25 protein-coding genes and 2 pseudogenes are annotated in these 25,403 nt (G+C 69.4%); 14 read left to right on the top strand and 13 right to left on the bottom strand.

Annotation, left to right across the window (positions count from 1 at the left end):
- A partial coding sequence (locus tag OP86_RS37880) for an acyl-CoA dehydrogenase family protein (RefSeq protein ID WP_167344195.1) occupies positions 1 to 120 on the bottom strand: 120 nt, incomplete at its 3' end.
- A gap of 283 nt (positions 121 to 403) precedes the next feature.
- On the opposite strand from OP86_RS37880, the gene OP86_RS08900 reads away from it, so the two are divergent.
- Together OP86_RS08900 and OP86_RS08895 are read left to right on the top strand one after the other, a co-directional pair.
- A complete protein-coding gene (locus OP86_RS08900; RefSeq protein WP_030257544.1) occupies positions 404 to 1,741 on the top strand; it encodes a UDP-glucose dehydrogenase family protein in 1,338 nt (445 codons plus the stop codon).
- A gap of 245 nt (positions 1,742 to 1,986) precedes the next feature.
- Positions 1,987 to 2,400 (top strand): CoA-binding protein, encoded by a 414-nt coding sequence (locus OP86_RS08895; RefSeq protein ID WP_030058568.1) that lies wholly within the window; start codon positions 1,987 to 1,989, stop codon positions 2,398 to 2,400.
- On the opposite strand, the gene OP86_RS08890 is transcribed toward OP86_RS08895, so the two are convergent.
- The 3 genes from OP86_RS08890 to OP86_RS08880 are packed head-to-tail and all read right to left on the bottom strand — an operon-like array spanning position 2,397 to position 5,336.
- On the bottom strand, positions 2,397 to 3,608 hold the full coding sequence (locus OP86_RS08890) for a dipeptidase (protein WP_030058569.1): 1,212 nt from the start codon (positions 3,606 to 3,608) through the stop codon (positions 2,397 to 2,399). The genes OP86_RS08895 and OP86_RS08890 overlap by 4 nt on opposite strands.
- Positions 3,609 to 3,663: 55 nt before the next feature.
- Positions 3,664 to 4,200: a 5-(carboxyamino)imidazole ribonucleotide mutase gene (purE, locus tag OP86_RS08885; protein ID WP_030058571.1), complete on the bottom strand. Its 537-nt coding sequence runs from the start codon at positions 4,198 to 4,200 to the stop codon at positions 3,664 to 3,666.
- Entirely contained in the window at positions 4,197 to 5,336 is a 1,140-nt protein-coding gene (locus tag OP86_RS08880) for a 5-(carboxyamino)imidazole ribonucleotide synthase (protein WP_030058572.1), read from the bottom strand. Before OP86_RS08880 ends, purE begins: the two co-directional genes overlap by 4 nt.
- A gap of 346 nt (positions 5,337 to 5,682) precedes the next feature.
- On the opposite strand from OP86_RS08880, the gene OP86_RS08875 reads away from it, so the two are divergent.
- Together OP86_RS08875 and OP86_RS08870 are read left to right on the top strand one after the other, a co-directional pair.
- Positions 5,683 to 6,177, top strand: a complete 495-nt coding sequence (locus OP86_RS08875; RefSeq protein WP_051829872.1) for a GtrA family protein — start codon at positions 5,683 to 5,685, stop codon at positions 6,175 to 6,177.
- Positions 6,178 to 6,342: 165 nt separating this feature from the next.
- Positions 6,343 to 7,035 (top strand): ester cyclase, encoded by a 693-nt coding sequence (locus OP86_RS08870; RefSeq protein WP_030058575.1) that lies wholly within the window; start codon positions 6,343 to 6,345, stop codon positions 7,033 to 7,035.
- A 67-nt stretch (positions 7,036 to 7,102) separates the two neighbouring features.
- Here the strand turns inward: OP86_RS08870 and OP86_RS08865 are convergent, their stop codons facing one another.
- Both OP86_RS08865 and OP86_RS08860 read right to left on the bottom strand, forming a co-directional pair.
- A complete protein-coding gene (locus OP86_RS08865; RefSeq protein ID WP_030257538.1) occupies positions 7,103 to 8,350 on the bottom strand; it encodes an ATP-binding protein in 1,248 nt (415 codons plus the stop codon).
- 63 nt (positions 8,351 to 8,413) lie between these two features.
- Positions 8,414 to 9,088, bottom strand: a complete 675-nt coding sequence (locus OP86_RS08860; protein WP_030058577.1) for a response regulator transcription factor — start codon at positions 9,086 to 9,088, stop codon at positions 8,414 to 8,416.
- 328 nt (positions 9,089 to 9,416) lie between these two features.
- Between OP86_RS08860 and OP86_RS08855 the strand changes: the two genes are divergently transcribed.
- The 4 genes from OP86_RS08855 (at position 9,417) to OP86_RS08840 (ending at position 15,035) form a co-directional block, all read left to right on the top strand.
- Positions 9,417 to 10,937, top strand: a complete 1,521-nt coding sequence (locus tag OP86_RS08855; RefSeq protein ID WP_030257534.1) for a peptide MFS transporter — start codon at positions 9,417 to 9,419, stop codon at positions 10,935 to 10,937.
- An 84-nt stretch (positions 10,938 to 11,021) separates the two neighbouring features.
- Positions 11,022 to 13,043: a prolyl oligopeptidase family serine peptidase gene (locus tag OP86_RS08850; protein WP_030058578.1), complete on the top strand. Its 2,022-nt coding sequence runs from the start codon at positions 11,022 to 11,024 to the stop codon at positions 13,041 to 13,043.
- A 314-nt stretch (positions 13,044 to 13,357) separates the two neighbouring features.
- Positions 13,358 to 14,029: a pentapeptide repeat-containing protein gene (locus OP86_RS08845; RefSeq protein WP_030058579.1), complete on the top strand. Its 672-nt coding sequence runs from the start codon at positions 13,358 to 13,360 to the stop codon at positions 14,027 to 14,029.
- Positions 14,030 to 14,207: 178 nt separating this feature from the next.
- Positions 14,208 to 15,035 carry a hypothetical protein gene (locus OP86_RS08840; RefSeq protein ID WP_030257529.1) on the top strand — a complete coding sequence of 276 codons (828 nt, stop codon included), beginning with the start codon at positions 14,208 to 14,210 and terminating at the stop codon, positions 15,033 to 15,035.
- Here OP86_RS08840 and OP86_RS08835 read toward each other — a convergent pair.
- The 3 genes and pseudogenes from OP86_RS08835 to OP86_RS36500 form a co-directional block, all read right to left on the bottom strand.
- The gene (locus OP86_RS08835; protein WP_030058581.1) at positions 15,023 to 15,820 is read right to left on the bottom strand and encodes an aldo/keto reductase; all 798 of its coding nucleotides are present in this window, start codon (positions 15,818 to 15,820) and stop codon (positions 15,023 to 15,025) included. The genes OP86_RS08840 and OP86_RS08835 overlap by 13 nt on opposite strands.
- Positions 15,754 to 16,943 (bottom strand): annotated as a pseudogene (locus OP86_RS32845) (JmjC domain-containing protein). Before OP86_RS32845 ends, OP86_RS08835 begins: the two are co-directional and overlap by 67 nt.
- Before the next feature lie 81 nt (positions 16,944 to 17,024).
- Positions 17,025 to 17,195: a hypothetical protein gene (locus OP86_RS36500; RefSeq protein ID WP_157849703.1), complete on the bottom strand. Its 171-nt coding sequence runs from the start codon at positions 17,193 to 17,195 to the stop codon at positions 17,025 to 17,027.
- A gap of 332 nt (positions 17,196 to 17,527) precedes the next feature.
- On the opposite strand from OP86_RS36500, the gene OP86_RS08825 reads away from it, so the two are divergent.
- Entirely contained in the window at positions 17,528 to 18,673 is a 1,146-nt protein-coding gene (locus OP86_RS08825) for a helix-turn-helix domain-containing protein (protein ID WP_030257526.1), read from the top strand.
- Positions 18,674 to 18,694: 21 nt separating this feature from the next.
- Here the strand turns inward: OP86_RS08825 and OP86_RS08820 are convergent.
- The 4 genes and pseudogenes from OP86_RS08820 to OP86_RS08810 form a co-directional block, all read right to left on the bottom strand.
- Positions 18,695 to 19,231 (bottom strand): annotated as a pseudogene (locus OP86_RS08820) (NUDIX hydrolase); the annotation flags it as partial.
- Between the two features lie 265 nt (positions 19,232 to 19,496).
- The gene (locus OP86_RS38695; RefSeq protein WP_267883113.1) at positions 19,497 to 19,625 is read right to left on the bottom strand and encodes a hypothetical protein; all 129 of its coding nucleotides are present in this window, start codon (positions 19,623 to 19,625) and stop codon (positions 19,497 to 19,499) included.
- A complete protein-coding gene (locus OP86_RS08815; protein ID WP_030058585.1) occupies positions 19,622 to 19,873 on the bottom strand; it encodes a hypothetical protein in 252 nt (83 codons plus the stop codon). Before OP86_RS08815 ends, OP86_RS38695 begins: the two co-directional genes overlap by 4 nt.
- Complete coding sequence (locus tag OP86_RS08810; RefSeq protein ID WP_030257523.1) at positions 19,870 to 20,232, bottom strand: ATP-binding protein; 363 nt, start codon at positions 20,230 to 20,232, stop codon at positions 19,870 to 19,872. Before OP86_RS08810 ends, OP86_RS08815 begins: the two co-directional genes overlap by 4 nt.
- A 295-nt stretch (positions 20,233 to 20,527) precedes the next feature.
- On the opposite strand from OP86_RS08810, the gene OP86_RS08805 reads away from it, so the two are divergent.
- From OP86_RS08805 to OP86_RS08785, 5 genes are all read left to right on the top strand, one after another.
- Complete coding sequence (locus OP86_RS08805; protein ID WP_030058587.1) at positions 20,528 to 21,388, top strand: helix-turn-helix domain-containing protein; 861 nt, start codon at positions 20,528 to 20,530, stop codon at positions 21,386 to 21,388.
- Positions 21,381 to 21,581: a DUF397 domain-containing protein gene (locus tag OP86_RS08800; protein ID WP_030058588.1), complete on the top strand. Its 201-nt coding sequence runs from the start codon at positions 21,381 to 21,383 to the stop codon at positions 21,579 to 21,581. The genes OP86_RS08805 and OP86_RS08800 overlap by 8 nt, the downstream gene beginning before the upstream one ends.
- A gap of 694 nt (positions 21,582 to 22,275) precedes the next feature.
- Complete coding sequence (locus tag OP86_RS08795) at positions 22,276 to 22,683, top strand: hypothetical protein (protein ID WP_157849702.1); 408 nt, start codon at positions 22,276 to 22,278, stop codon at positions 22,681 to 22,683.
- Positions 22,684 to 22,686: 3 nt separating this feature from the next.
- Positions 22,687 to 24,432, top strand: coding sequence for an alpha/beta hydrolase (locus OP86_RS08790; protein ID WP_030257518.1), 1,746 nt, complete (start codon positions 22,687 to 22,689; stop codon positions 24,430 to 24,432).
- Entirely contained in the window at positions 24,429 to 24,992 is a 564-nt protein-coding gene (locus OP86_RS08785; protein ID WP_157849701.1) for a hypothetical protein, read from the top strand. Before OP86_RS08790 ends, OP86_RS08785 begins: the two co-directional genes overlap by 4 nt.
- Positions 24,993 to 25,403: the final 411 nt, after the last annotated feature.

Genomic DNA, 25,403 nt, shown 5'->3' with positions numbered 1-25,403 from the left:
GTCCACCTCCGCCGCGAACGGAGCGATCTTCGCCTCGGCCAGCGAACGCACCGCCTCACGAAGCATCTCGTGCTCCTCGGAGATACGGAAGAGATCGAAGTCAGCCGCGCTGCCCGCCATGATGCCTGCCTCGTCGTCCAGTGACCGAAGTCCAGTGCCGCAGTCCAGTGACCCGGGCCCGGTGGCCGGAGTCGGTTCCGGTCCGATCGAACCGGTCCGATCGGCGTCGAACCCGGGGTTAACTACCGTTCAGTAGAGATCCTAGGGCTCCGACCTGCGGCTGCCTAGCGTCCCGGGCGTGCAGGCGATCCGTGCACGCCCGGGCAGGGCGGATAGCATCAGGGGAATCCGTACCGGTCGAGTCCGTTTCCAGACCGGTCGAGTCCGCCTCCAGGGAGAACCCGTGACCCTCCGCATCTCCGTGATCGGCACCGGCTACCTCGGCGCCACGCATGCCGCCGCGATGGCCGAGTTCGGCTTCGAGGTGCTGGGTCTGGACATCGACCCCGACAAGATCGCCATGCTCACCGCCGGCCGCGTCCCGATGTACGAGCCGGGGCTGTCCGAGCTGCTGCTCAAGCACGTGGCCGGGCACGAGGGTTCGACCGGGCGACTGCGCTTCACCACCTCCGCCCAGGAGGCCGCCGAGTTCGGCGACGTGCACTTCATCTGCGTCAACACCCCGCAGCGCAAGGGCGAGTTCGCCGCCGACATGTCGTACGTCGACACCGCGATCGACGAGCTCGCGCCGCACCTGACCCGGCCCGCCCTGGTGGTCGGCAAGTCGACCGTCCCGGTCGGCTCGGCCAGCCGGCTGGCCGAGCGGCTGACCGCGCTGGCGCCGGTCGGCGAGGGTGCCGAACTCGCCTGGAACCCGGAGTTCCTGCGCGAGGGCTTCGCCGTCCAGGACACCCTGCGGCCGGACCGGATCGTGATCGGCACCCAGAGCGAGCGGGCCGAGCGGCTGCTGCGCGAGGTGTACGCCGAGCCGATCGCCGCCGGAGTGCCGTTCGTGGTCACCGACTTCGCGACCGCCGAGCTGGTCAAGGCCGCAGCCAACTCCTTCCTGGCCACCAAGATCTCCTTCATCAACGCGATGGCCGAGGTCTGCGAGGCGGCCGGCGCGGACGTCACCCTGCTCTCCACCGCGCTCGGCTACGACGAGCGGATCGGCCGCAAGTTCCTCAACTCCGGCCTCGGCTTCGGCGGCGGCTGCCTGCCCAAGGACATCCGCGCGTTCATGGCCAGGGCCGGCGAGCTCGGCGCCGACCAGGCACTGACCTTCCTGCGCGAGGTCGACTCGATCAACATGCGCCGCCGCTCCCGGATGGTCGAGCTGGCCCGCGAGCAGTGCGGCGGCGGTTTCCTGGGCCGCCGGGTCGCCGTCCTCGGCGCCGCCTTCAAGCCCAACTCGGACGACATCCGGGACTCCCCCGCCCTCAACGTGGCCGCCCAGATCCAGCTTCAGGGCGCCCAGGTCACCGTCTACGACCCGAAGGCCGTGGACAACGCCCGGAAGATGTTCCCCTCCCTCACGTACGCCGGCTCCGCCCTGGAGGCCGCCGAGGGCGCCCACGTCGTCCTGCACCTCACCGAGTGGGCCGAGTTCCGCGAGCTGGACCCGGCCGAGCTCGGCGCCGTGGTCGCCGAACGCCGCCTCCTCGACGGCCGCAACGTCCTCGACGCCGAAGCCTGGCGCGCCGCCGGCTGGACCTACCGCGCCCTGGGCCGCCCCAGCTGACCCCTCCCGCTTCGGGGGTCCGCCCCCAGGCCTCCCCTGGGGGCGGACGCGTTTCCGGGGCACCCTCGGAGTTTGAACACGTTCAGATCCCATGCGAGTTCGGGCGGCTGATCGGCACCGCGACAGCGGCCGCCGTCCTCTCGCCCCTCGCCTACGCGGGGTGGGCGCTCGACAACTGGGACGGAGCCTTCGACGTCTGAGCCCGCGGCCGGAATCCCCCACCCCCGGCCGTCGTTGGTACCGGCATGACGAGCTACGGCGACGAAGCGACGGTCCGCGAGATCCTCACCGGCACCGGGGACACCTGGGCCGTGGTCGGTCTCTCCACCAACACCTCCCGGGCGGCGTACGGCGTGGCCCGGGTGCTCCAGAAGTACGGCAAGCGGATCGTGCCCGTGCACCCGAAGGCCGAGACGGTCCTCGGCGAGCAGGGCTACGCCTCGCTCGCCGAGATCCCGTTCCAAGTTGACGTGGTGGACGTGTTCGTGAACAGCGCGCTGGCCGGGGAGGTGGCCGAGCAGGCGGTGGCGGTCGGGGCGAAGGCGGTCTGGTTCCAGCTCGGTGTGGTGGACGAGGCCGCGTACGAGCGGACCCGGGAGGCCGGGCTGGCCATGGTGATGGACAAGTGCCCGGCCATCGAGATCCCGCTGCTCGCTTAGGAGTTGCCGTCCAGCCCGCCGATGGTGGCGATGGACGGCCGGCGGGTGGCTCGCAGCGTGGCGGCGACGGACTCGGCGTCGCGCAGGACGCGGACGGCGTTGTGCCAGGTGAGCTTGGCGAGGTCGGCCTCGGACCAGTGGCGGCGCAGGAGTTCGGCGACCAGGTTGGGGTAGCCGGCCACCGAGTCCAGGCCGTCCGGCAGGAAGGCGGTGCCGTCGAAGTCGCCGCCGATGCCGATGTGGTCGATGCCGGCGACCTCGCGCATGTGGTCGAGGTGGTCGGCGACGGTGGCCGGGGTGGCGATCGGGCGCGGGTGCTCGGCCTCGAAGGCGTGCTGGCGGGCCATGGCCGCCGGGGTGGTGTCCAGCGGGTGGAAGCCGTGGGCGCGCATGTTCTCGTCGGCGGCCAGGGTCCACTCGATGGCGGCGGGCAGGATGAACTTGGGCACGAAGGTGGCCATCGCCACGCCGCCGTTGGCGGGCAGCTGGGCGAGCACGTCGTCCGGGATGTTGCGCGGGTGGTCGCAGACCGCGCGGGCGGAGGAGTGCGAGAAGACGACCGGCGCCTCGGTGACCCGCAGGGCGTCCCGCATGGTGTCGGCGGAGACGTGCGAGAGGTCGACGAGCATGCCGAGCCGGTTCATCTCCCGGACGACCTCCTCGCCGAAGCGGGTCAGCCCGCCGGCCACCGGCTTGTCGGTCGCGGAGTCGGCCCACGGCACGTTGTCGTTGTGGGTGAGCGTGAGGTAGCGCACGCCCAGCTCGTACAGGGCGCGCAGGGTGGCGAGCGAGCAGTCGATGGAGTGGCCGCCCTCGGCGCCCATCAGGGAGGCGATCCGGCCGTCGGCGCGGGCGGCCTCGATGTCCGCTGCGGTACGGGCCAGGCGGAGGCGGTCGGGGTAGCGCTCGACCAGGGCGTGGACGAAGTCGATCTGCTCCAGGGTGGCGCTCACCGCGTGGTCGCCGGCCAGCGAGGCGGGGACGTAGACGGACCAGAACTGCGCGCCGACGCCGCCTTCCGCGAGGCGGGCGAGGTCGGTGTGCAGGCGGTCGCTCTGGTCGGCGGCGAGGTCGAGCGCGCCGAGGTCGTAGCCGACCTGCTCGCGCATCGCCCAGGGGAGGTCGTTGTGCCCGTCGACCACGGGGGCGGTGCGCAGCAGGGCGCGGGCGCGGTCCAGCGGGGTGGGGGAGTCCAGGTCAGAGGTCATGCGAGCTGTTCTACCCCACCCCCGTGGGCGGACGAACCACCGGCCGGAGCGCGGGCTACTTGCCGAAGCCGAAGGAGGAGGAGCCGGCCACCTTGGCCCGGAGCTTCTTCCCCTTCTCGGTGGCCTGGGTGTTCAGCTCGGCCTGGAAGTCGGCCATCCGCTCGGTGAGTTCGGGGTCGAAGGCGGCGAGCATCCGGACGGCCAGCAGGCCCGCGTTGCGGGCGCCGGCCACCGAGACGGTCGCGACCGGCACGCCGGCCGGCATCTGGACGATCGACAGCAGGCTGTCCATGCCGTCCAGGTAGCGCAGCGGCACCGGCACGCCGATGACCGGCAGCGGGGTGACGGAGGCCAGCATGCCCGGCAGGTGGGCCGCGCCGCCGGCGCCGGCGATGATCGCCTTGAGGCCGCGCTTGTGGGCGTTCTCGCCGTACGCGACCATCTCGCGCGGCATCCGGTGGGCGGAGACGACGTCCACCTCGTACGGGATCTCGAACTCGTCGAGGGCCTGGGCTGCGGCCTCCATGACCGGCCAGTCGGAGTCCGATCCCATCACGATGCCGACGACGGGGCTCGTAGCGGTGGAGGTCATTCGGTGATCGTTCCTCGCAGGTAGGCGGCCGCGTGGCGGGCGCGCTCGCGGACGTCTTCGAGGTCGTCCCCGAAGACGTTGACGTGGCCGACCTTGCGGCCGGGCTTCACGTCCTTCCCGTACATGTGGATCCGCAGCCCGGGGTCGCGGGCCATGCAGTGCAGGAAGGCGTGGTACATGTCCGGGTAGTCGCCGCCGAGGACGTTGACCATGACGGTCCACTTGGCGCGGGGCCGGGGGTCGCCGAGCGGGAGGTCGAGGACGGCCCGCAGGTGGTTCTCGAACTGCGAGGTGACCGCGCCGTCCTGGGTCCAGTGGCCGGAGTTGTGCGGGCGCATGGCCAGTTCGTTGACCAGGATGCGGCCGTCGCGGGTCTGGAACAGTTCGACGGCGAGGTGGCCGGTGATGCCGAGCTCGCCGGCGATCCGCAGGGCGAGCTGCTGGGCCTCGTCGGACAGGGCCGGGTCGAGGTCCGGCGCGGGGGCGGTGACCTCGGCGCAGACGCCGTTCTCCTGGATGCTCTCCACCACCGGGTAGGCGACGGCCTGGCCGCTGGGCGAGCGGACCACGTTGGCGGCCAGCTCGCGGACGAAGTCGACCTTCTCCTCGGCGAGCACGGGGACGCCGGCCAGGAAGGGGGCCTGCGCCTCCTCCTCGGTGTCCACGACCCAGACGCCCTTGCCGTCGTAGCCGCCGCGGACGGTCTTGAGGACGACGGGGTAGCCCTCGCCCTCGTTCGCGAAGGCGGTGACGTCGGCCGGGTCGGCGACGATCCGGTGCCGGGGGCAGGGCACCTCGATGGAGTCCAGCTTGGCCCGCATCACGCCCTTGTCCTGGGCGTTGACCAACGCGTCCGGGCCGGGGCGGACGGCGATGCCGTCGGCTTCCAGGGCCCGCAGGTGCTCGGTCGGGACGTGCTCGTGGTCGAAGGTGATCACGTCACAGCCGGCCGCGAAGCGGCGCAGGGTGTCGAGGTCGCGGTAGTCGCCGAGGACGACGTCGGAGACCACCTGCGCGGCGGAGTCCTGGGGCGTGTCGGCGAGGAGTTTGAACCTGACCCCGAGCGGGATGCCCGCCTGGTGTGCCATGCGGGCCAGCTGCCCGCCACCGATCATGCCCACCACTGGAAAATTCACATTGCCCGGGGAAGTCACCCCGCCAGGATATCCGGGCCGGTCGGGGGCATTTCCGCCGCAGGTGGGCCCGGTGGAGCGGACGCGCGTAGACCTCGACACGGGGATCAGCGGACCTCAACCCAGGAGTCAAGCGGCTCAGCCGTTCGGTGGGAGCAGGTAGCCTGGACGGCTAGGTCCTGGTCTACGCGGTCTGATCATGTGCGTGCACGCAGGGCTCAAGGGGCGGCCGTGCCGCCGCGCTCAGCCCTTTCGTCCCGCAGGCACATGGAGGCAGTCCGGTATGGCGACGACCACAGCTTCGAAACCCTCACTCGCGCAGAAACTGCGTGGGCTCAAGGGCGAAGTCGTGAAGTTCGGCATCGTCGGCCTGAGCGGCGTGGTGGTCAACTTCGCCGTCTTCTGGGTCTGCATCAATGGCCTGGGCCTGGCCTCGGTGCGGTCGAACATCGCAGCGACGGTGATCGCGATCGCCACCAACTACCTCGGCTACCGCTACTGGCTGTACCGGGACCGCGACGCCGCCTCCCGCAAGCGGGAGATCACGCTCTTCCTGGTCTACAGCGGCATCGGCATGCTGATCGAGACCGGCGTGCTCGGCTTCTCGGTGTACGTGCTGCGCCTGGACTCGCACTACGAGCAGCTGGGCGCCAAGGTGATCGGCCTCGCGGTGGCCACCGTGTTCCGCTTCGTCTCGTACCGCACCTGGGTGTTCAAGCCCGCGCCGGAGCCGGTCGAGCTGCCCGCCCAGCAGGCGCCGGACGCCGCCGGCGACCAGGGGCCGGCCGCCCAGGCCGAGCTGCTGCTGGCCGCCGAGCCGATCCGCTACGCCAAGGCCGACTAGGGCCAGTCCGGCGGATCCTGCCGGGCGCACGACGCCGGACAGGCCCTTACCCGCGCAGGAGGTCCCGCTCCGCTTGCCGCCTCCGGCGCAATCGGAGGACAGTGGTTTCCGAGGGCGAGCACGGCGCGCGGACGACCATGGCCGAGGGGGGTCAGGAGGCTCGCCATGACGTTCGTTCAGATCATCGACTGCAAGACCGACAGGCTCGACGACCTCAACCGGCTGATGGACACCTGGGTCGAGGCGACCAGGGGTAAGCGGACGGCATCCCACGCGGTGGTCGGCACCGACCGTGCCGACACCAAGCACGTGGTGGAGATCGTGGAGTTCCCCTCCTACGAGGAGGCGATGAAGAACTCCGGCCTGCCCGAGACGGACCGGATCTTCCGCGAGATGGTGGCGCTCTGCGACGCGCCGCCGACCTTCACCGACCTCGACGTGGTCCGCGACGCGCAGTTCAACAAGGCCACCGCCAGCCGGGTCCTCGACGAGCTGTCCCGCGGCAACCTCGACGTCATCGACGAGTGCATGACCGCCGACTACCGCGACCACGACTACGGCAGCGAGGGCGACGCGGTCGGCATCCAGGCGTTCCGGGAGCGCTGCGCCGGCTACCTGGCCGCCTTCGACTTCACCTTCACCACCGAGAGCCAGATCGCCGAGGGCGACGAGGTGGCCACCCGCTGGACCTGGCACGCCACCCAGAAGGCCGACTTCATGGGCGTGCCGAACACCGGCAAGTCGGTGGTCGGCCGCGGCACGACCACCTACCGCTTCAAGGACGGGAGGATCTGCGAGGGCTGGTGGCAGTGGGACGTCATGGGCCTGATGCGCCAGCTCGGCGTGCTGCCGAGCTGACCGGCCCGCCTGAACCGCCTGACCGGCCCCGCCCGAACCGCCAGGGGCCCGTCCTCAGTCCTCGTGGCTAGTCCTCGTGGCTGCGCCCGAGGAAGAGGGCGAACACCGCCGGCTTCAGCGAGAGCAGTTCGAGCCGCCCGCCGTCCGCCTCCGCGAGGTCGCGGGCGACGGCGAGGCCGATCCCGGTGGAGTTGCGGCCGCTGACCGCGCGCTCGAACACCCGGTTGCCGAGGTCCGCCGGCACGCCGGCCCCCTGGTCCTGCACCTCGACCACCACCGAGGTGCCGGACGGCCGGACCCGCAGGGTGATCGTCCCGGCGCCGTGCATCAGGGAGTTCTCGATCAGGGTGGCCAGCACCTGGGCGACCGTCCCCGGGGTTCCGACGGCGGTGATCCCGTGCAGGCCCTCCAGGGACAGCACCCGGCCCTGCTCGCGCAGCGTCGGGCCCCACTCCTCCACCTGCTGCTTGATCACCTCGTCCAGGTCGAAGGCGACGGCGGTGGGGCTGCGCGGGTCGCGCTGGGTGGTGAGCAGCCGCTGGACGACGTCGGTGAGCCGCTCGACCTGCTGGAGGGCGATGGTCGCCTCCTCCTTGACGGTCTCCGGGTCCTCGGCGACGGAGGTGATCTCCTCCAGCCGCATGGAGAGCGCGGTCAGCGGGGTGCGCAGCTGGTGCGAGGCGTCGGCGGCGAGCCTGCGCTCGGCGGTGAGCATCCGGGCGATCCGTTCGGCGCTGGTGTCCAGCACCTCGGCGACCCGGTCGAGTTCGGGCACTCCGTAGCGGCGGTCGCGCGGGCGCGGGTCGCCGGAGCCGAGCCGTTCGGCGGTCTCGGCGAGGTCGGTGAGCGGCCGGGCGAGCCGTTTGGCCTGCCAGACCGCGAGCGCCACGGCGGCCTGGACGGCCAGCAGGGCGACCACGCCGAGCAGCAGCAGGTTGTTGGCGATCTCGTGGTCGACGTCCTCGCGGGACTGCTCGACGGTGACGGTCTCACCGCTGTTGCCGCGTTCGACGGCCTTCAGCAGGTGGTTGCCGGCCGGGCGTTCACCGACCGAGACGACCTGCTGGCCGGGCACCTGCACCTCGACGTAGCTGCCCTCGGTGACCTGGCTCTCGAAGGCGCGCCCCTCGGTGACCGACTCGCCCGCGGCGATCCTGCTCTCGACCAGGGCGAGCACCCGGACGGCGGCCGCGTCCACCCGGTCCTGGGCCGAGTTGACGATGGTCCGCTTCTCGACCAGGGCGAGCGGCACGCAGAACACCACGACCACCACCAGGACGACGCCCAGCAGCGAGTTGATCATCCGGCGTTTCACGCTGCCGCTCCCCGAGGTGTTCCGCTTCATCGGCCGTGGCCCGGCCTCGATCTCCGTACGGGGTCAATTCTTCTCGAACCGGAACCCCACTCCGCGCACGGTGGCGATGTAGCGCGGGTTGGCGGCGTCGTCGCCGAGCTTCTTGCGGAGCCAGGAGATGTGCATGTCCAGGGTCTTGGTGGAGGTCCACCAGGTGGTGTCCCAGACCTGCCGCATGATCTCCTCGCGGGTGACCACCCGGCCGGCGTCCCGGACGAGGACGCGCAGCAGCTCGAACTCCTTGGCGGAGAGGGTGAGCTCCTCGTCGCCGAGCCAGGCGCGGTGGGACTCGATGTCGATCTTCACGCCGTGCGCGCCGGTGGTGAGCTGGTCGACGTTGCCGCGCCGGAGCAGGGCCCGGACACGCGCGAGCAGCTCGGCCAGGCGGAAGGGCTTGGTGACGTAGTCGTCGGCGCCGGCGTCCAGGCCGACCACGGTGTCCACCTCGTCCGCGCGGGCGGTGAGCACCAGGACCGGGCAGCTCTTGCCGTCGGCCCGCAGGCGGCGGCAGACCTCCAGGCCGTCCATCTCGGGCAGCCCGAGGTCGAGGACGACGAGGTCGACCTCCTCGGTGAGGCCGGCGGCCAGCGCGGTCGGACCGTCCTCGCGGACGAGCACCTCATAGCCCTCGCGTCGCAGGGCCCGGGCGAGGGGTTCGGAGATCGCCGGATCATCCTCGGCAAGCAGCACACAGGTCATGTGGTGATGGTAGTCCGACGGGGTATGCCCGTACGCCCTGTGAGGTAGTTCACAGAGTGTGATCGTTATACAAGCGTCCAACTACTCCCAACAGGGCATGGTCGACCGCCCGTTCGGCGAAGAATCTCCTTTTGGATCTTGAAACCGAAGGGAGAGTCGGCCATCTACCATGGATAGAAGGGGAGGATCTGTCGCGAGCTTTGCCATTCCCGTACCTGATTCACGGCTTTTGTCATCCGATAAAGCCAAATACCGCCACGTAGAGTGGTTTCGTCCACGTCCGCCGCCACCCCCCTAGGCGGACGCTTCAGGCAAGGAACCACTACACATGGCGTCTACGACCCGGGCCGCCGACCTCGCGTCGGCTTCTCCCAGCGGCAAGACCTTCCTCGGCCACCCCCGAGGGCTCGCCACGCTGTTCATGACCGAGATGTGGGAGCGCTTCTCCTACTACGGCATGCGCGCCCTGCTCATCTACTACCTGGTCTCCGGCGGTGCCGACGCGGCAGCCGGCAGCCAGGGCGGCGGGCTCGCGATGAAGGCGACGATGGCCACGGCCATCTACTCCGTCTACGTGTCCATGGTCTACCTCATGGCCTACCCGGGCGGCTGGTTCGGCGACCGGGTCTGGGGCGCCCGCAAGACCGTCACCGTCGCCGGTTTCGTGATCATGGCGGGCCACCTCGCGCTGGCCGTCCCGGGCCAGGCGGCGTTCTTCGTCGGCCTGCTCCTGGTCGCGGTCGGCTCCGGGCTGCTGAAGGCCAACATCTCCACGATGGTCGGCCACCTCTACAACGGCCCCGAGGACCCGCGCCGCGACGGTGGTTTCACCGTCTTCTACATGAGCATCAACCTCGGTGCCTTCGCCGCCCCGTTCGTCATCGGAACGGTCGGCAAGGAGTACAACTGGCACCTGGGCTTCGCGCTGGCCGCCGTCGGCATGGGCCTCGGCCTGACCCAGTTCCTCATGGGCACCCGCCACCTGAGCCCCAAGAGCAGCAAGGTCCCCAACCCGCTGCTGCCCGCGGAGCGCAAGAGCCTGCTGGTGAAGGTCGGCGCCGTCGTCCTCGCGGCCGTCGTCTTCTACGCCGCCGTCGTCGCGCTCGGCGTCTACACGCTGAACTGGGCGCTCGTCCCGCTGACCATCGCCGGTCTGCTCATCCCGGTCGCCGTGCTGGTCCGCATCAAGCGTGACAAGGACCTGGACGCCGGCGAGCAGTCCAAGATGACCGCCTACATCTGGTTCTTCATCGCGGCCGCCGCGTTCTGGATGATCTACGACCAGGGCGGGTCCACCCTGTCCCTGTTCGCGGACAAGAACACCGCCGACTCCGTGCTCGGCTTCGGCTTCTCGTCCACCTGGTACCAGTCGCTGAACCCGCTGTTCGTGATGGCGCTCGCGCCGGTCTTCGCCTGGCTGTGGCTGTGGCTGTCCCGCCGCAACAAGGAGCCCAACACCATCACGAAGTTCGCGATGGGCCTGATCCTGATCGGCGCCTCGTTCTTCGTCTTCATCGTCCCGATGAACATGGCGGGCGACGGCAAGGTCTCCCCGATGTGGCTGGTCTCGATCTACATGATCCAGACCATCGGCGAGCTGTGCCTCTCCCCGGTCGGCCTCTCGGTCACCACGAAGATGGCGCCGCAGAAGTACGCCTCCCAGATGATGGGCGTCTGGTTCCTCGCCGTCACCGCCGGTGACTGCGCCACCAGCCTGCTCTCGCTGGCCGGCGTCAACCTGGACGGCACCGGCATCATCGCGGCCCAGGCCGCGCTCGCAGCCCTCGCGGGCTTCGCGGTCTTCAGCTACCGCAAGCGCGTCCAGTCGCTCATGGGCGGCGTGCACTGACGTCAGCCCGATGAGGCCCCGGGGCCGCCGTGGATTCCTGAGATCCACGGCGGCCCCGGCCGTTTTCTGCCTATGGTCCCCGGCATGACCACCGACTCGCTGCCCCGCCAGCTGGCCCGCACCCGTCGGTTCACCCTGGGTGTGCCCGTCCAGCCGGAGCCCTCCGCCGACGGCGCCACCGTGCTCTTCCTGCGCAGCCGGGGTGGCACCGACCCGCTCAGCTGCCTCTGGGCGCTGGACACCGCGACCGGTGCGGAGCGGCTGGTCGCCGATCCGACGGCGCTGGGCGCCTGCTCCAGCACCGGCATCGCCTCGTACTGCACGGATGCCTCGGGCTCGTGGGCCGCCTTCGCGCTGGACGGCGCGCTGTGGCTGGCCGACACCCGTACGGGTTCGGTGCGTGCGGTGGCCTCCGGCGGCCCGGTGGTGGACCCGAGGCTCGACCCGACCGGCCGCCGGATCGCCTACGTCAGCGGCGGCACCCTGCGGGTGGTCGGCGCGGACGGTACGGACGACCGCGTGCTCGCCGAACCCGAGGCCGAGGACGTCTCGTACGGCCTGGCCGAGTACGTCGCCGCCGCGGAGATGTACCGCGACCGCGGGCATTGGTGGTCCCCCGACGGCCGCGCCCTGCTCGTCGCCCGGGTCGACAACCGCCCGGTCACCCGCTGGTTCCTCGCCGACCCCACCGACCCGCAGCAGCCCCCGCAGGCCATCCACTACCCGCTGGCCGGCACCGCCAACGCCGAGGTCACGCTCTGGCTGCTCGGCCTCGACGGCAACCGCACTCGCACGGAGGTCCACTGGGACCGCGCCGCCTTCGAGTACGTAACCGCAGTTGGCTGGGACGACCACGGCCCGTACGCCGCCGTGCAGAGCCGCGACCAGCGCACCGTCCGTACGTTGGCGATCGGGGCGAACGGCGCCACCCGGGTGCTCGCCGAACGTTCCGACCCGCACTGGGTCGAACTGCTCCCCGGGCTGCCGGTCCGGACGGCGGGCGGGGCGCTGGTCGACACTGCCGACGACGGGGACACCAGGCACCTGACCGTCGACGGCAAGCCGGTCACCCCGGGCGGGCTGCAACTGCGGGGCGTCGTTGGGACGGACGGTGAGCGGGTGCTGTTCACGGGCTCCGAGGAGCCCACCGAGACTCACCTGTGGACGTACGAACCGGACGTCGGCATACGGAAGCTGAGCAGCGGACCCGGCGTACACAGCGGCTCCGAACGAGGCGGCACTCTGGTGCTCACCACGGGCGCCCTCACAACCGTTCTGCGGGCTGGTGGTCCGGCCCACCCGCTCACCTCGTACGCCGAGCCGCCCCTCGTCACCACCCGCCCCGAGCTGCTCCGACTCGGCCCGCGCGAGCTACGCGCCGCGCTCTACCTGCCCACCGGCCACCGGCCCGGCGACGGCCCGCTGCCCGTACTGCTCGACCCGTACGCGGGGCCAGCGATGCAGAAGGTCACCACCGGCGGCGCCTGGCACGAGAAGGTGTCCCAGTGGTTCGCCGACCAGGGCTTCGCGGTGCTGGTGGTGGACGGCCGGGGCACGCCGGGGCGCGGGCCGCTGTGGGAGAAGACCATCTGGGGCGACAAAGCAGGACCAGCCCTGGAAGACCAGATCGAGGCCCTGCACGCGACGGCCCGGCTGCGGCCAGGGCTGCTCGACCTCGACCGGGTTGCCATCCGGGGCTGGTCCTACGGCGGCTTCCTCGCCGCCCTGGCGGTGCTGCGCCGCCCGGACGTCTTCCACACGGCGTCGGCCGGGGCCGCACCCACCGACCACCGGCTCTACGACACCCACTGGCAGGAGCGCTTCCTCGGCCACCCCGACGAGCACCCCGAGCACTACGACTCCTGCGACCTGATCACCGAGGCACCGAAACTGAGCCGCCCCCTGCTGCTGATCCAGGGCCTCGCCGACGACAACGTGTTCCCCGTCCATGCGATGCGGCTCTCCAGTGCCCTACTCGCCGCCGGCCGCCCGCACGAGGTTCTGCCACTGCGGGCGACCGGCCACCGGCCGACCGACGAGGCGACGGTGGAGCAGCTGCTGTGGCACGAACTGGACTTCCTGCGGCGATCGTTGGGCGTGAAGTGATCGGCGCCCGCGCCACCGAACGCCGCAGCATGGTCGCTGTCGTGTAGAAGGCGCCCGAACGCGCAGGAAGTCGGCCCTGCCGACTTCCTGCGCCAGGCAACCGGGCCGGTCTTGTCTGTGGTCAGGGCTGCCGAAGCGGGCACGGTGCACCGCAAGCTCTGCGTACTGGTCCCCCTGGAAACGCGAGCGCCCCTCGACAGCCGAATAGCTACAGGACTTCAATGTCCATGTAGTTTCAACTGCCTTTCTTGGTAAGACAGTTGAGTGTTAGCGTTCGCTTCCTCCACTCCAGCGGCTACTGCGAGGTGCCCTTCATGAATCAGGCGATGCCTCGCCCGAAGAATCCCTTGGCTCCGCGGTTTCAGGTGGCATTGCGGCCTGCGGAACTGCCCGACCATGACTTCGAGGACGACGCCACGATCAAAGGCAGGCGATACAGCGGACTGAGCCTCGTTGGCCGCGCAGGCGAAGCGGTCGAAGTCGAGCAATGCGCCTTTGAGAACGTCCGATTCACCGGGATGCACCTGGTCCGGTCGGTGCTTGCTCACATCACCTTCGACACCTGCGACTTCGCCACGGTGCGGACACAGGACGTATCCATCCTCCGCAGCACGGTGACCGGCTGCCGGCTGACCGGGTCGTCCTGGAGCAACGGCAGCTTCCGCGATGTGTTTGTCGAGGGAACCCGGACAGACAGCACGCTGTTCCGCTACGCGAAGTTCAAGACGGTGGTCTTCAGGGAGTGCAATCTCTCCCAGGCCGACTTCCAGTTCGCCGAACTCCGCGACATCCGGTTTGAGAAGTGCGATCTCACCGGAGCACAGTTCGCCAACGTCGTTATTCAGTCCGGTGTCAGCTTCGACAACTGCACGCTCGTCGACGTCGGAGGCGCCTCGCACCTCAAGGGCGCCACTGTGCGAGGCCCAGGATCCATGGAGCTGGCCCTGAGCCTCGCCAGGGAGGCCGGCATCCTGTTTGAGCCCTAAGCGGCGACAGGCAGCTCGTAGCGCCGGGCATCGGCCGTCGGACGAGGCGACAGTGGAGAACCTGCTGCTGCACGAACTGGAGTTCCTGAAGCGATCGTTGGGCGTGGAGTGATCGAGACCCGCGCTACCGAACGCCCGAGCGACTCCCAACTCCGTTGAACATCGCTACCGTTGTCCCATGACGGATCTGCGCCGGGTACCGGTAGACGAGGTGCTGGGACGTGTCGAGACAGCCTTGGGGACGAGGCTCGACAGGAAGGCAGTGGTCCGCAAACGACGATCCGTGGGAGCTGGCACGGAGCGTGGCACGTGGGTACGCATCGAGCGGCGAGGGCTCGACCGGATCGGCGTCCAGGGTGGGGACGGCACTCCCTCCGCTGAGGCCTTGCGCGGGATCGCGAAGCCCGCGTGGCTCGCTGGCGTCGCCTGGCGAGACGAGGCCGAGCCGGTGATGTGGCGGGCCGATGAGACTGAACTACTGCCGTCCACCCCAGCAGGATCCGCAGTTGTGGCCGAGGAACCCAGGCTGCCGCCCCGATGGTGGTCGGAGCTGAACGCCTCTCTCGATGCGCTCGCCAGTCAGCGGACGAATCGGATCGCCACGCCGGACACGGAGACGATCACCCAGGAGCTGGTGACTCGGACGATCCGCCAGGTGTTCCCGGGCATCGATGCCACGGTGAGCGAGTGGTGTCCGGCGCATGCGGATCTGAACTGGGCGAACGTGACGGCGCCCGAGTTCTGCCTCTTCGACTGGGAGGACTGGGGTATGGCCCCGCGCGGTCTGGACGCTGCCACGCTGTGGGCGGCGTCGCTTGCCGTGCCGGCGCTGGCCGATCGCGTCCGCGTCGAGCGGAGCGGCGACTTCGCAAGCCGGGACGGCAAGCTGATGACCTTGTTCGTCGCGGCGAAGATCCTCGGGCCGCACGCGCATCCGGAGGACCCGCGCCTTGAGGGCGCCCGCGCGGTGGCGGAGCAGATGGCGAAGGAGCTTCAGGCGGACTGACGTAGGAGCTGCCGGTACGACCGGAGCACCTCGGTGTCGATCTCGTACGCCAGACCACCGAGCAACTCGCGTAGGTGCTCGGCTTCGTCGGTGCCCACCGCCACCGCCTCCACGCCGGGAAGCGCGAAGGCGACCCGGAACGCTGCCTGCACCGCCGTGGCAGCTGGTACCCGCAGGAACACTCTCGGGTCAATCCGCGCCCATACGGGTGCGGTCGTGCTGCCGCCGAACGGGCTCATGCCCCACACCACGGCTGGCTGCCACCCGGTCACCAGTGCCTCGGCGGCATCGAGCACGCTGCTGCCGACCAGGAGGCCGGAGCGGACCATCAGGGTGTCCGGTCGGGGTACGTCGAGGCCGATCAGCGGGCGCGGGTCCCACGTGGAGATCCCCCAGTGCCCGCACAGCCCCGCCGCTGCCGCGTCGGCCAGGGCGGCGCACGCGTGCGTCAGAGTCTCGGCGTCCGGGGCGGAGTGCTCGGGGTTGTGCAGGAGGATCGTGTCCGGTTCGCGGCCGAGATCCTTCACCGTCTTCTCGACAGCGCGCCGGAGCCGCCCCGGGAGGAGGCTGTGTCCGTCCTCGAAGTAGCCGACTTTGGTGGAGATCGAGAACTTCGAGAGCAGGTCGCCGGCGACCGTCGCGAGGGTGCGGTGGGAGTGATGGCCGAGGTAGTTCGAGGCGGTGTCGATCGCGGTGACGCCGAGGTCCAAGGCACCGCTCAGGAGGTCGCGTCGGTGACGAGACCGGTGTAGCCCGAGGACAGTTCGTCGGTCAGCGGTGCGCACAGCTCCTCCTTGATCAGGATCTCGGCAACCTCGTGGATCTCGTCCCCGACGATCGCCGCCGCCTGTTCGAGCCGGACCGGCCGGCCGCTGAGCAGCAGTCGCAGGGCGGGGAGGGCCTTGGTGGCGACGGTGAGCTTCTTCCCGGCTGCCGTGACGTCCACGGTGTCCCCGTTCTCCTCGATCAGGGGCGGGAAGTGGTGCACACTACGGCGCGGAGTGGGCCGAAGATGCCGAGGAAGGGCACGTGGCGCCCGGGGGTGGTCTGCTGCCCGTGAGTGGTGAGGAAGTCCTCCGGACCGCGTTGGCCAACGAGGCGGGTGGCAGCTTCCACCAGGTCGGAGCTGTCGGCACCCCTCCGATCGAGGTCGTGGCGGAAGATCTCCGTCTCACGGCACCAGTCGCCCAGCCAGGCCATCCAGGAAGCGCCGGTGCGCTTGGTGATGCCGAAGGTGACGTGGAGGCTGTGACCGGTGCCGCTTCCGATGCGGGTGGCCTGGTGCCAGTGGCCGCGCGGGATGTGCATGACGTCGCCGGTCTGGAGTGTGCCTTTGAAGATCACGGTGTCACTGGGCGTGCTGTTGGGGTCAGCGTCCCGGTACATGGGAGCGGTGCGCGAGGTGGCTCGGACCTCCCAGTCCTTCTCCCCCGAGAGCTGGACGATGATCACGTCGTGGTCGTCCCAGTGCAGAGGGAACCCGGCGGCATCGTTGGTGGTGAGGTACGCGTTCACTTGCACGCGCTCGTGCGCCCACCACTGCAAGGCGCGACAGGTGACCTCCATCGTGGGGTCGAAGACGTTGACCTGGTCCATGATGAGCGTCGCGCCCTGCCGGAGCAGGTCACCGAGGCGGTGCATGTTGGCCATCGGGATGGACTGACCGCGCGGGCTGACGGTGTCGGTGAAGTACACAGCCGGGTGAACTTCCTCGCCCTTCCGGAAGGCCCGGAACTGCGGCCGGTTGAGGCTGCGTCGCATGGCGACGTCGAGGAGTTTGTTCGGGGTGAGGATGCGCGACAGGAGCGTGTCGTCCTCGATCCGCCCAAGCACGAAGCCGGTGCCGATCGGCTCGGAGCTGTGCCAGCCCAGGGCCGTCTCGATGGCGGTGACCAGTCGGTGTTCCACTGCTACCTCCGTGGGAATGTGCTGGATCGGGGCGGGAACTCGCGCGGTGCACGAGTTCCCGCCCCTGGAGATGACCGGGTCCTACGCGACGTCGGTCAGGTTGCCGTCGCCACCGGGCCACGGCGCGTCGCCGGACGACCCGGCGTTGTCGGAGCGGAGGCTGTCGTACCTATCCTGGACAGCGGTCAGCTCCTCGACCGCGACCAACAGCCCGCTCGACTTCATCGGCGGCTTCTTCGTGGTGTCGTCCACGTGGTGCCCCTTCCTTCTCGGCTCCGCCCGACTCCGGGCGGAGGTCTGAGGTGAACCCTCCCTGCGCCTCGTGCACTGTCTCTGCAGATATCGACGGCGCCGGCCACAGGATGACCGGGCGGCGCCGCCGGTCCCGCCGGAGAGATGAAGCTCCGATCGATCGGAACCTCGAATCGACCGACAGCTCAATGATTAGCCTGATAGCAATGGAAGTTGACTGAACGCCAGACAGGTAGCCAACCGTCCCTAACGTCTGTGAGTTAACCCTCGCTGACCTGCGACGACACAGCCAAGACGCATCAGTTGGCACGATCACTGGATGGGGCCGAGGGATGTCAGCTCAGTTGCGGCAGGCTCGAAAGGAGCGGGGCTGGTCGCAGGAACGGCTTGTCCACGAGATGGAGCGGCACGCCCGACAGCGCCTCCTCGACATCGCCTCGACGGCGAGCCTGCGCGTCTACGTATCAGAATGGGAGAACGGCCGCCGCCCGATCGGTCCCCTGTACGCCTCGGTGCTTCGCGCCCTGCTCGGGCTCACCGACCGAGAACTTCTCGGCAGCGGCGCCGCAGGTGACCAACCACTGACCGTTGCCGGCTATGACGAACTGGTCAGCCGCATCGAGGCAGCCCACAGCCTCAGCCTTGGCATGGTGGACACCTTCATTGCCCAGACCGAGCTCCTGCGCACGGTGGACCGCCAGATGGGGGCTGCTGCGCTGGTCGACCAGATGCAGGCGCACCTGTCAGCCCTCGAAGAATCGCTGACCTTCGCCGTATTGCCCACCACCAGGGAACCCATCGCCCGGGCACTTGCCGGGGCAGCCACGCTGGCGGCGTGGCAGGCGCTCGACGTCGGTGCTGCTGAACGAGCCTGGCGCCACTACGAACTGGGCAAGCGGGCCGCTGCCGAAGCGAAGGCACCGATGTACCTGGCGCACGCCATGGCCGAGCAGGCATACGTGCTGTCGGCTGCCGGAAAGAGCGATCTCGCCGTACAACTGGTCCAGGAGGCTCACCGCTCCGTTGGCACCAAGGCCTCCCCTCGGCTGGCCGCATGGCTGCACGCCGCCGAAGCCGAACTCCTGGCTCAGGCCGGCCAGATAGAAGCCTGCCGGCATTCCCTGGACCTGGCAGCGGCCACTCTCCCCGCCGGAAGTTCGGACCGCGACCCCGACATGCTGAGCATCTTCCTCAACGACAGCCACCTGACTCGGTGGCGAGGCAACGTCCTCGCCCGACTGGGCGACGACGCCGCGATGAGCGACCTGTACAACGCCCTCGCCAACATGGACACGACCTTCACCAGGGCGACCGCCGGCCTGCACTGCGATCTCGCCCAGGCCCACCTCGCCCGAGAGGAACAGGACGAGGCCGTGAACCACTTACGACAGGCACGACTGCTGGCCAATCGGACGGGGTCAGCCCGTCAACGCGCCCGAATCAACCAACTGGCCGGGACGTTCGGAGCATCGCGCTGACCGTGGCGGTCTCTCCAGGTGTCACCGCCTACCGGAAGCCAGGATGTGCAGGAGCGCCACCAGGGTTCCCGAACCCGTGAGCTTCCCCTCCGCCATGAGCACTGGGATCTCGGACATCGGCACCCACGCGACGTGGCCGGCCTCCTCACCCTCCTCCGGCTCGCCCACTAGGGTCGCTCCATGACCGACGAACACCTCGTGCGGTGAGTCCACCATGCCGACCATCGGTTGGAAGGTAACCACGTGGTCGAGGTGATCCGGTCGCCAGCCGGTCTCCTCCTCGACCTCGCGCAGAGCAGCCCCTAGGCCGTCCTCTCCGGGATCGACGATGCCCCCGGGAAGCTCCCAGCCCCAGGACTGCGGCACGAAGCGGTACCGCCAGAGCATCAACACGCGGTCGTCGGCATCCAGCACCGCTGCTATGGCCACACGCTTCAAGCGCACCACGTGATGCTCGAAGCGCGCCACGCCGGGAGGTTCAACGTCCACAAGGGCCAGCTGCACCCATGGGTTGTCATAGACCAAGCGGTCGCCGTAGACCTTCCACGGCTCGAGCCCATCGGCCTGAGCGCTCATCAGCAATCACATCCCGGTGAGGCGACAGTGGGCATAGTTGACCACACTCGCCGAACGGGGGACATGCGTTCGGACATCGGCGCGGTGATCTACCTGACCCACATCGACGTCCGGCTCGCCGAAACACCCCGAGCCCGAAACCGGACCTCACACCTGGCAGCGCTTCGCCCCGCAGGATGAGTCCAGCGGGGCGAAACAACCCACATTCGCCAACAGCATCCCCAGGTGGGCAAGAGCCTTCGCACGTTCACTGCCGTTCGTCGCGCTCCTCGCGGCGAGGCATCTTGAGGGTCGCGACGGCGCCGAGGGCGACGGTGGCGATGGCGATGGCGATGGCGAGCAGGGCGATGAGGATCGCACCGACGAAGAACGTCACCGGTGCCACTCCTCGTCATCGTCCAGGTCGCGGAGCAGGCGGAGGAGGTTGAGCAGAGTGCTGACCGGCGAGTTCCCGAAGTCGATCAGGAGGCGTCCGTCGATGGTGGTCTCCCCCGGCGAGGCGGACCCCCAGAGGAGCCCGTGCGGCAGGCCGCGCCGGTGCAACTCGCCTAGGAGAGCCATGATTTGGGGCTTGCTGTAGCCGCGCATCCGGGGGTCCTCCGGCACGAAGGGGTCGCGGGTCACGCGAGGGAGTCCAGCTCGTACCAGACACTTTTGCCACGCTTCTGCGGGTCGATGCCCCAGCGGTGGGTGAGGCTCTCCACGAGCTGGAGGCCCCGGCCGGTCTCGGCGAAGTCGGCCGGGGTTCGCTGCTGGGGCAGGGCGTCGTTCTCGTCGGAGACGGTGACCCGGAGGGTGCAGCCGAGGAGGGAGAACCAGACGACCGGCGCGGCGGTGTCGCCGTGGCGCCAGGCGTTGACGATGAGCTCCATCAGGGCGAGTTCGGCGTTGAAGATGGTCTCGGGGTCCCAGCCGTTGCGGGCGAGGACGTCCCGCAGGGCCTGCCGGGAGAGGGTGAGCGAGGGGGTGTTACGGATGCACACGGGAACCTCCACGAGGCTGTGGTGTGGGAGAGGGGTGACGACGGTCGTCGCCGTGAGCCAGGCCGGGGTGCGGCTGCTCTTCGGTGCGCGGGCAGCAGGCGCCTACTGCCCTTGATGCAGGCATTACTGACGGTGCGTCGGATCGAGCTGGGAACGACGATAGCGCATCTGCTCTTTAATTAAATTCGAACGGGAGAAGGTTCCTCCGCCCGGGGGACGCGCTCCGCCCGAGCCCGGATGGCTCCGCAGGCGACCGGCGCGGCACACTGGCCTCTGCACCAGCAGAGAGGACGTCATGGCCCTTCGGATCCCCACCCTTCGTCAGCGACGGCTCGGTGCCGAACTGCGAAGGATGAGAGAGCAAGCCGGTTTCGGCGGCAGCCAGCTCGCCCGTCTGCTCGGGGTGACTCCCGCCCTGGTGAGTCAGATGGAGATCGGGAAGTCTGCCGTCAGCGTGGCGCGCCTGCACGAGATCGCGGAGGCCTGCATGTGCGTCAACGCGCCCCTGGTCGACGCGCTCGCGGACATGGCCAGGGAGCGAGAAACCGGTTGGTGGGAGGAGTACAGCCCGAGGCTGACCACCGACCTGCTCGATGTTGCAGCGATCGAGGCGCACGCCAAGCGGATCGCCACCTACTCGATCACCTTCCTGCCCGGGCTGCTTCAGACTCCGGCCTACGCCGCTTCGGTGTTCGCCCGTGCGATCCCGCCGCTGCCGCAGCATGATGTCGATCTCCGCCTGGCCTTTCGCCTGCGGAGGCAGCAGATCATCCGCAACGGTGCTACGCCATACACGGCGTTCATCCATGAAGCCGCACTGCGGATGCAGTTCAGCGGGCCGGAGGCGCTTGCCGAGCAACTCGGTGCCCTCATCGACCATTCCGAGAGCCCTGGCATCTCAGTTCGGGTCGTGCCGTTTAAGATCGAATCGCTGCCCGGCCCCAGCGAGAACTTCGTCTATATCGCCGGCCCGGTGCCCGAGTTGGACACAGTGCAGATCGACATCAGCTTCGGGTGCCCACTCTTCGATACACCCTCCGACCTTGCAAGTTACCGCGAGATCCTCGATCGAATGGCATCTGTAGCCCTCTCCGAAGATGACTCACGAGACTTCATCCGATCCATCAAGAAGGAGATAGAGGGCAATCATGAGTAGCCCTGCATGGCAGAAGTCCAGCTACTCCGGCTCCAGCAACGCATGCGTCGAGGTCCGGGCTGCCGACGGGGTCGTTGAACTCCGGGAGTCCGACGACGGCGACGTCATAGTCCGCACCACCCGCCTCAGGTTCGCCGACTTCCTCCAGGGCGCCAAGGTCGGCGAGTTCGACCACCTCACCACCAGCCCCTGAGCGGACAGCACGTCGCCCCTCTGCTCAGACGGCTCTCCAGTGCCCTGCTCGCCGCCGGCCGCTCGCACGAGGTCCTGCCGCTGCGCGGCGCCGGGCACCGGCCGACCGACGAGGCGGCGACAGAGCAGCTGCTGCGGCACGAACTGGACTTCCTGCAAAGGTCGTCGGGCGTGGAATGAGCAGGCCTTCGCCCCGTCGAGCCGAATGAGCTCGACGGGGCGAAGCGACGGAACGACTCAGCCTCGGAGTGGCACCGGGTTCTCCGGGCCGTCCAGCCGCACGGCGTGGCTCCCGGGTCCGACCGTGAGGCCGAACCGGTCGAAGCCGGGGCGGCCCTGGGACGCCCGTCACGCGGGTACCGGTCGGCGAAGTCCTCGTCGATCCACGGGCCGTCCAGTCGATCCCGCACCCACATCGCCGTCACGCCGACAGGGTTGCCGGCACGCGCTATCCGCGCGGTCAGCGCCGGTACCTCGACGCCCGAACGGGGACGCGCCGGCATCTCTCACTCCTCGCCAGTCACACAGGTCTCGTATGCCCGCGAGACTGACGCACCACCGTGATCACGTACAGCCGAGAACCAATATCCCCGACGGAGTCAAGCTAACAACACGTTAACATTCGTTGTCAGTTTTTGATCATCTCGGACCGACCCATCAACCACTCGGTCCGGATCTGACGGGGGAAACGAAGCATGGCAGATCCTGACGCGGGCTTGGAGTTCAAGGTCAAGCCGGCCGAACTGGACGGCTGCGGACAGAGCGCACAACACATAGGCGGCCTCATACCGGGCGAGACAGCGAAGCTCACCGACCCGTGCAACCAGGCCGCCGGAGGCCTCAAGGGCTGGCTCACCGCCGGTGCCATCCAGAACTGCGGCACCAACTGGAAGACCCTGCTGGACAAGCTCGGCGGCGACATGGGCGACGTCGGCACCAAGCTCGGCACCTCCGCCGCCTACTACCGGCAGGCCGAGCAGAACGCCCACAACAGCATGCGGAACCCGAACGCACCCGCCTCGAACGGGTCGGAGCCGGACCCCTTCGACACCACCTTCGTCCCCGGCCCGGTCAAGCCCCGCAGCGCGAAGGCGGCCGAGTAACCCATGGACATCAAGACCCTGCACGACGCGGACGTCATCGGCATCACCAGCGCGAAGAACGCCTTCGACACCCTCGCCACCGCCTTCGGCCAGCACGTCGAGAACTGGCAGCACGAGGTCGTCGACCGGCTGAGCCACTCCGAGTGGACCGGGACGGCCGCCGGCCACGCCAACACCCGGATCCAGAACCTGCACAACGAACTCCAGGCCGCCCAGCAGGAGATCGGACTCGTCAGCCGGGCCCTCCAGGACGCCTACGACGGCTTCGCCGCCGCCCAGGCGCACCTGATCAGCGCCCTCGACGACGCCAAGACCCACAAGATGACGGTGGCCCCCGACGGCGGGATCACCTGGGACAAGGACCCCAACTCCGCGAACTTCGCCGGCAAGGACGCCGACGAGCAGGCCAAGCAGATCCAGGACCGGATCACGGCCGCCCTCAACGAGGCCGACCACGCGGACCAGACCATCAACGCCCGGCTCGCCCACCTGGCCACCAATGCGAGCAGCGGCACCGGTCTGGACTCCGCCACCGCGAAGGCCGACACGGACGCCGCGAACGCGCTCCAGCAGGCCCCCGCCGCCGGCACCGACCCGAACAGCGTCAAGGCCTGGTGGAACAGCCTGACCGACGAGCAGCAGCACCGCATGATCCTCAACCACCCGGACCAGATCGGCAACCTCGACGGCATCCCCGCCGCCGCCCGGAACGACGCCAACCGGACCAACCTGAAGAACCTGATCCAGGACCGCAAGCGCCAGCTCGCCGACCTCGGCCCCGCGCCGGCCGCCACCGTGGGTACCGGCAGGTTCATCCGCCCGAACCCCGCCTACACGGAGTGGAAGGCCAAGCGCGACGCCCTGAAGGAGAAGCTCGACGGCTTCCAGTCCATTCAGGACCGGCTCGACGGCAAAGTGGACAATGGTCTTGGCGGGCCGGGCTCCAACCCGCCGCTGCTGCTGCTGGGAATCGGTGATCAGGGGCAGGGCCGCGCGATCATCTCCTGGGGCGACCCGGACAAGGCGAAGAACGTCTCCTCGCTGGTGCCCGGGCTGAACAGCACCGTGTCCGGCGTCGGTGGGGGCGACGCCATGACGGCGAAGCGCATCTACGACGCTGCGGTGTCGAGCGCGATCGACCACAAGGAGACGCCGAGCGTCGCGTCGGTGTTCTGGCTGGGATACGACGCGCCGCAACTGGACGGCCCCTCGGTGCTCATGCAGGACCGGGCGGAGGAGGGCGGGGCCGCGTACAACAAGTTCCTCACCGGTCTGCGGGCCACCCACGAGGGCGAGCCGGCCCACATGACCGCGCAGGGGCACAGCTACGGCTCCCTGGTGGTCGGGAAGGCGACCCAGCACCCCGGTGGCCTGCCCGTCGACGACATCGTCCTGGTCGGCAGCCCGGGTGTCGGCGTGGACAAGGCGACGCAGCTCGGGATCGGCGCGGACCACGTGTACGTCGGCACGGCCAAGTACGATCCCGTCGCGGACGCGCCGTCCCCCGGGATGCTCATTCCCGGCTGGGCCGCGGTCGAGGCGATCACGAATCCCGACGGGTCGTGGCACGGCACGGACCCGGCGAGCGAGACCTTCGGCGGGCAGCGCTTCTCGGTGGCCGACGGGACCGTCACCGACTCCCATGACAACTACTTCGGGAAGCACGGCAAGGGCGGCGACTCGCTCCCCAACATCGGGAAGATCGTGAGCGGCCACGGGAACACGATCACCAGGGAGGACCCGAGGTGAAGGCGACGGTATGGCGTGTGGGCGTGCCGGGGGTGCTGCTGGCGCTCCTGGTCGGCTGGTACGCCTGGCCGGAGCCCGAGCAGCCCACCGTGCCGGTCGACCGGGCACAGCACCGCATCGAGGCCGAACTCGCCGACGTCGCGGGGGTCTTCCACCCGGGGCTCCAGTGGGCCGAGCCGAAGTACGAGAGCGATCCCGACCTGACCGGGTTCTGCGGTACGTCCGGCTGCAGGAGGACGGGCCGGACGGAGATGATCGCCAGACAGGCGGCCCGGGTCCGGATCGCCCCTACGCACGATCGGGAGCCGCTCGACGCCGTCCAGGCGCTCTGGACGGGCAAGGGCTACGCGGTCGAACGCAACAAGGGCTCGGTGGAGGTGAGGGGCCAGGGGTTCGGCCTCTGGTTCGCCGTGGGTGTCAACGGTTGTGCCGAGGTCCGGGCCACCCTGACCGATGTCACCGACACCACCGACAACAACGGCAACGGCGGGTTCGTCCGGGGACCGCTGAACTACGCCGCCGACTGCGCGACAGTCGACGACCCGTACTGGTCGCACTGACGCCGACAAGCCCGTCCGGCCCGGTTCCTCGGGCCGGGCGGCGGACCGCGTAGCGGGCCGGACGCTGCTGGTCAACCCGCGAGGCCCTCGCCCTGGGTGGGCGAGGGCCTTCGCGTGTTTCGGTTCTGCTCGTCGCGTTCCTCGGGGCGGGGCATCCTGAAGGTCGCGAGGACGCCGAGGGCCACGGTGGCGATCGCGAGAGCGAGCAGGGCGATGAGATCGCCTTAAGTTCGACGCGTTCCTACGAGGTGCCAAGGCTGGCGAGTTCGACCACCTCACGGCCAAGCGCTGAGCGAATCGTTCCGGCGGCCTCTTGCGGGAAGCAAGAGGCCGCCGGCAAATCAGATGTGGCCGAGGGGTCGCAACTGCACGCGGAGTACGCGCTCTTGACGACAGCTGCTCAACCGGGAA

Origin of the sequence: Streptomyces novaecaesareae (assembly GCF_000716875.1) — a bacterium.
Lineage (GTDB): Bacteria > Actinomycetota > Actinomycetes > Streptomycetales > Streptomycetaceae > Kitasatospora > Kitasatospora novaecaesareae.
Note: the sequence above shows the minus strand (reverse complement) of the source record. Positions and strands in the feature narration are given on the sequence as shown.

Bases quoted from the DNA above. Each gene is read 5' to 3' on its own strand.
- OP86_RS08895 (WP_030058568.1), top strand. From the start codon at position 1,987: ATGACGAGCTACGGCGACGAAGCGACGGTCCGCGAGATCCTCACCGGC.
- OP86_RS08890 (WP_030058569.1), bottom strand. From the start codon at position 3,608: ATGACCTCTGACCTGGACTCCCCCACCCCGCTGGACCGCGCCCGCGCC.
- purE (WP_030058571.1), bottom strand. From the start codon at position 4,200: ATGACCTCCACCGCTACGAGCCCCGTCGTCGGCATCGTGATGGGATCG.
- OP86_RS08870 (WP_030058575.1), top strand. From the start codon at position 6,343: ATGACGTTCGTTCAGATCATCGACTGCAAGACCGACAGGCTCGACGAC.
- OP86_RS08860 (WP_030058577.1), bottom strand. From the start codon at position 9,088: ATGACCTGTGTGCTGCTTGCCGAGGATGATCCGGCGATCTCCGAACCC.
- OP86_RS08855 (WP_030257534.1), top strand. From the start codon at position 9,417: ATGGCGTCTACGACCCGGGCCGCCGACCTCGCGTCGGCTTCTCCCAGC.
- OP86_RS08850 (WP_030058578.1), top strand. From the start codon at position 11,022: ATGACCACCGACTCGCTGCCCCGCCAGCTGGCCCGCACCCGTCGGTTC.
- OP86_RS08845 (WP_030058579.1), top strand. From the start codon at position 13,358: ATGAATCAGGCGATGCCTCGCCCGAAGAATCCCTTGGCTCCGCGGTTT.
- OP86_RS08840 (WP_030257529.1), top strand. From the start codon at position 14,208: ATGACGGATCTGCGCCGGGTACCGGTAGACGAGGTGCTGGGACGTGTC.
- OP86_RS08825 (WP_030257526.1), top strand. From the start codon at position 17,528: ATGTCAGCTCAGTTGCGGCAGGCTCGAAAGGAGCGGGGCTGGTCGCAG.
- OP86_RS08805 (WP_030058587.1), top strand. From the start codon at position 20,528: ATGGCCCTTCGGATCCCCACCCTTCGTCAGCGACGGCTCGGTGCCGAA.
- OP86_RS08800 (WP_030058588.1), top strand. From the start codon at position 21,381: ATGAGTAGCCCTGCATGGCAGAAGTCCAGCTACTCCGGCTCCAGCAAC.
- OP86_RS08795 (WP_157849702.1), top strand. From the start codon at position 22,276: ATGGCAGATCCTGACGCGGGCTTGGAGTTCAAGGTCAAGCCGGCCGAA.
- OP86_RS08790 (WP_030257518.1), top strand. From the start codon at position 22,687: ATGGACATCAAGACCCTGCACGACGCGGACGTCATCGGCATCACCAGC.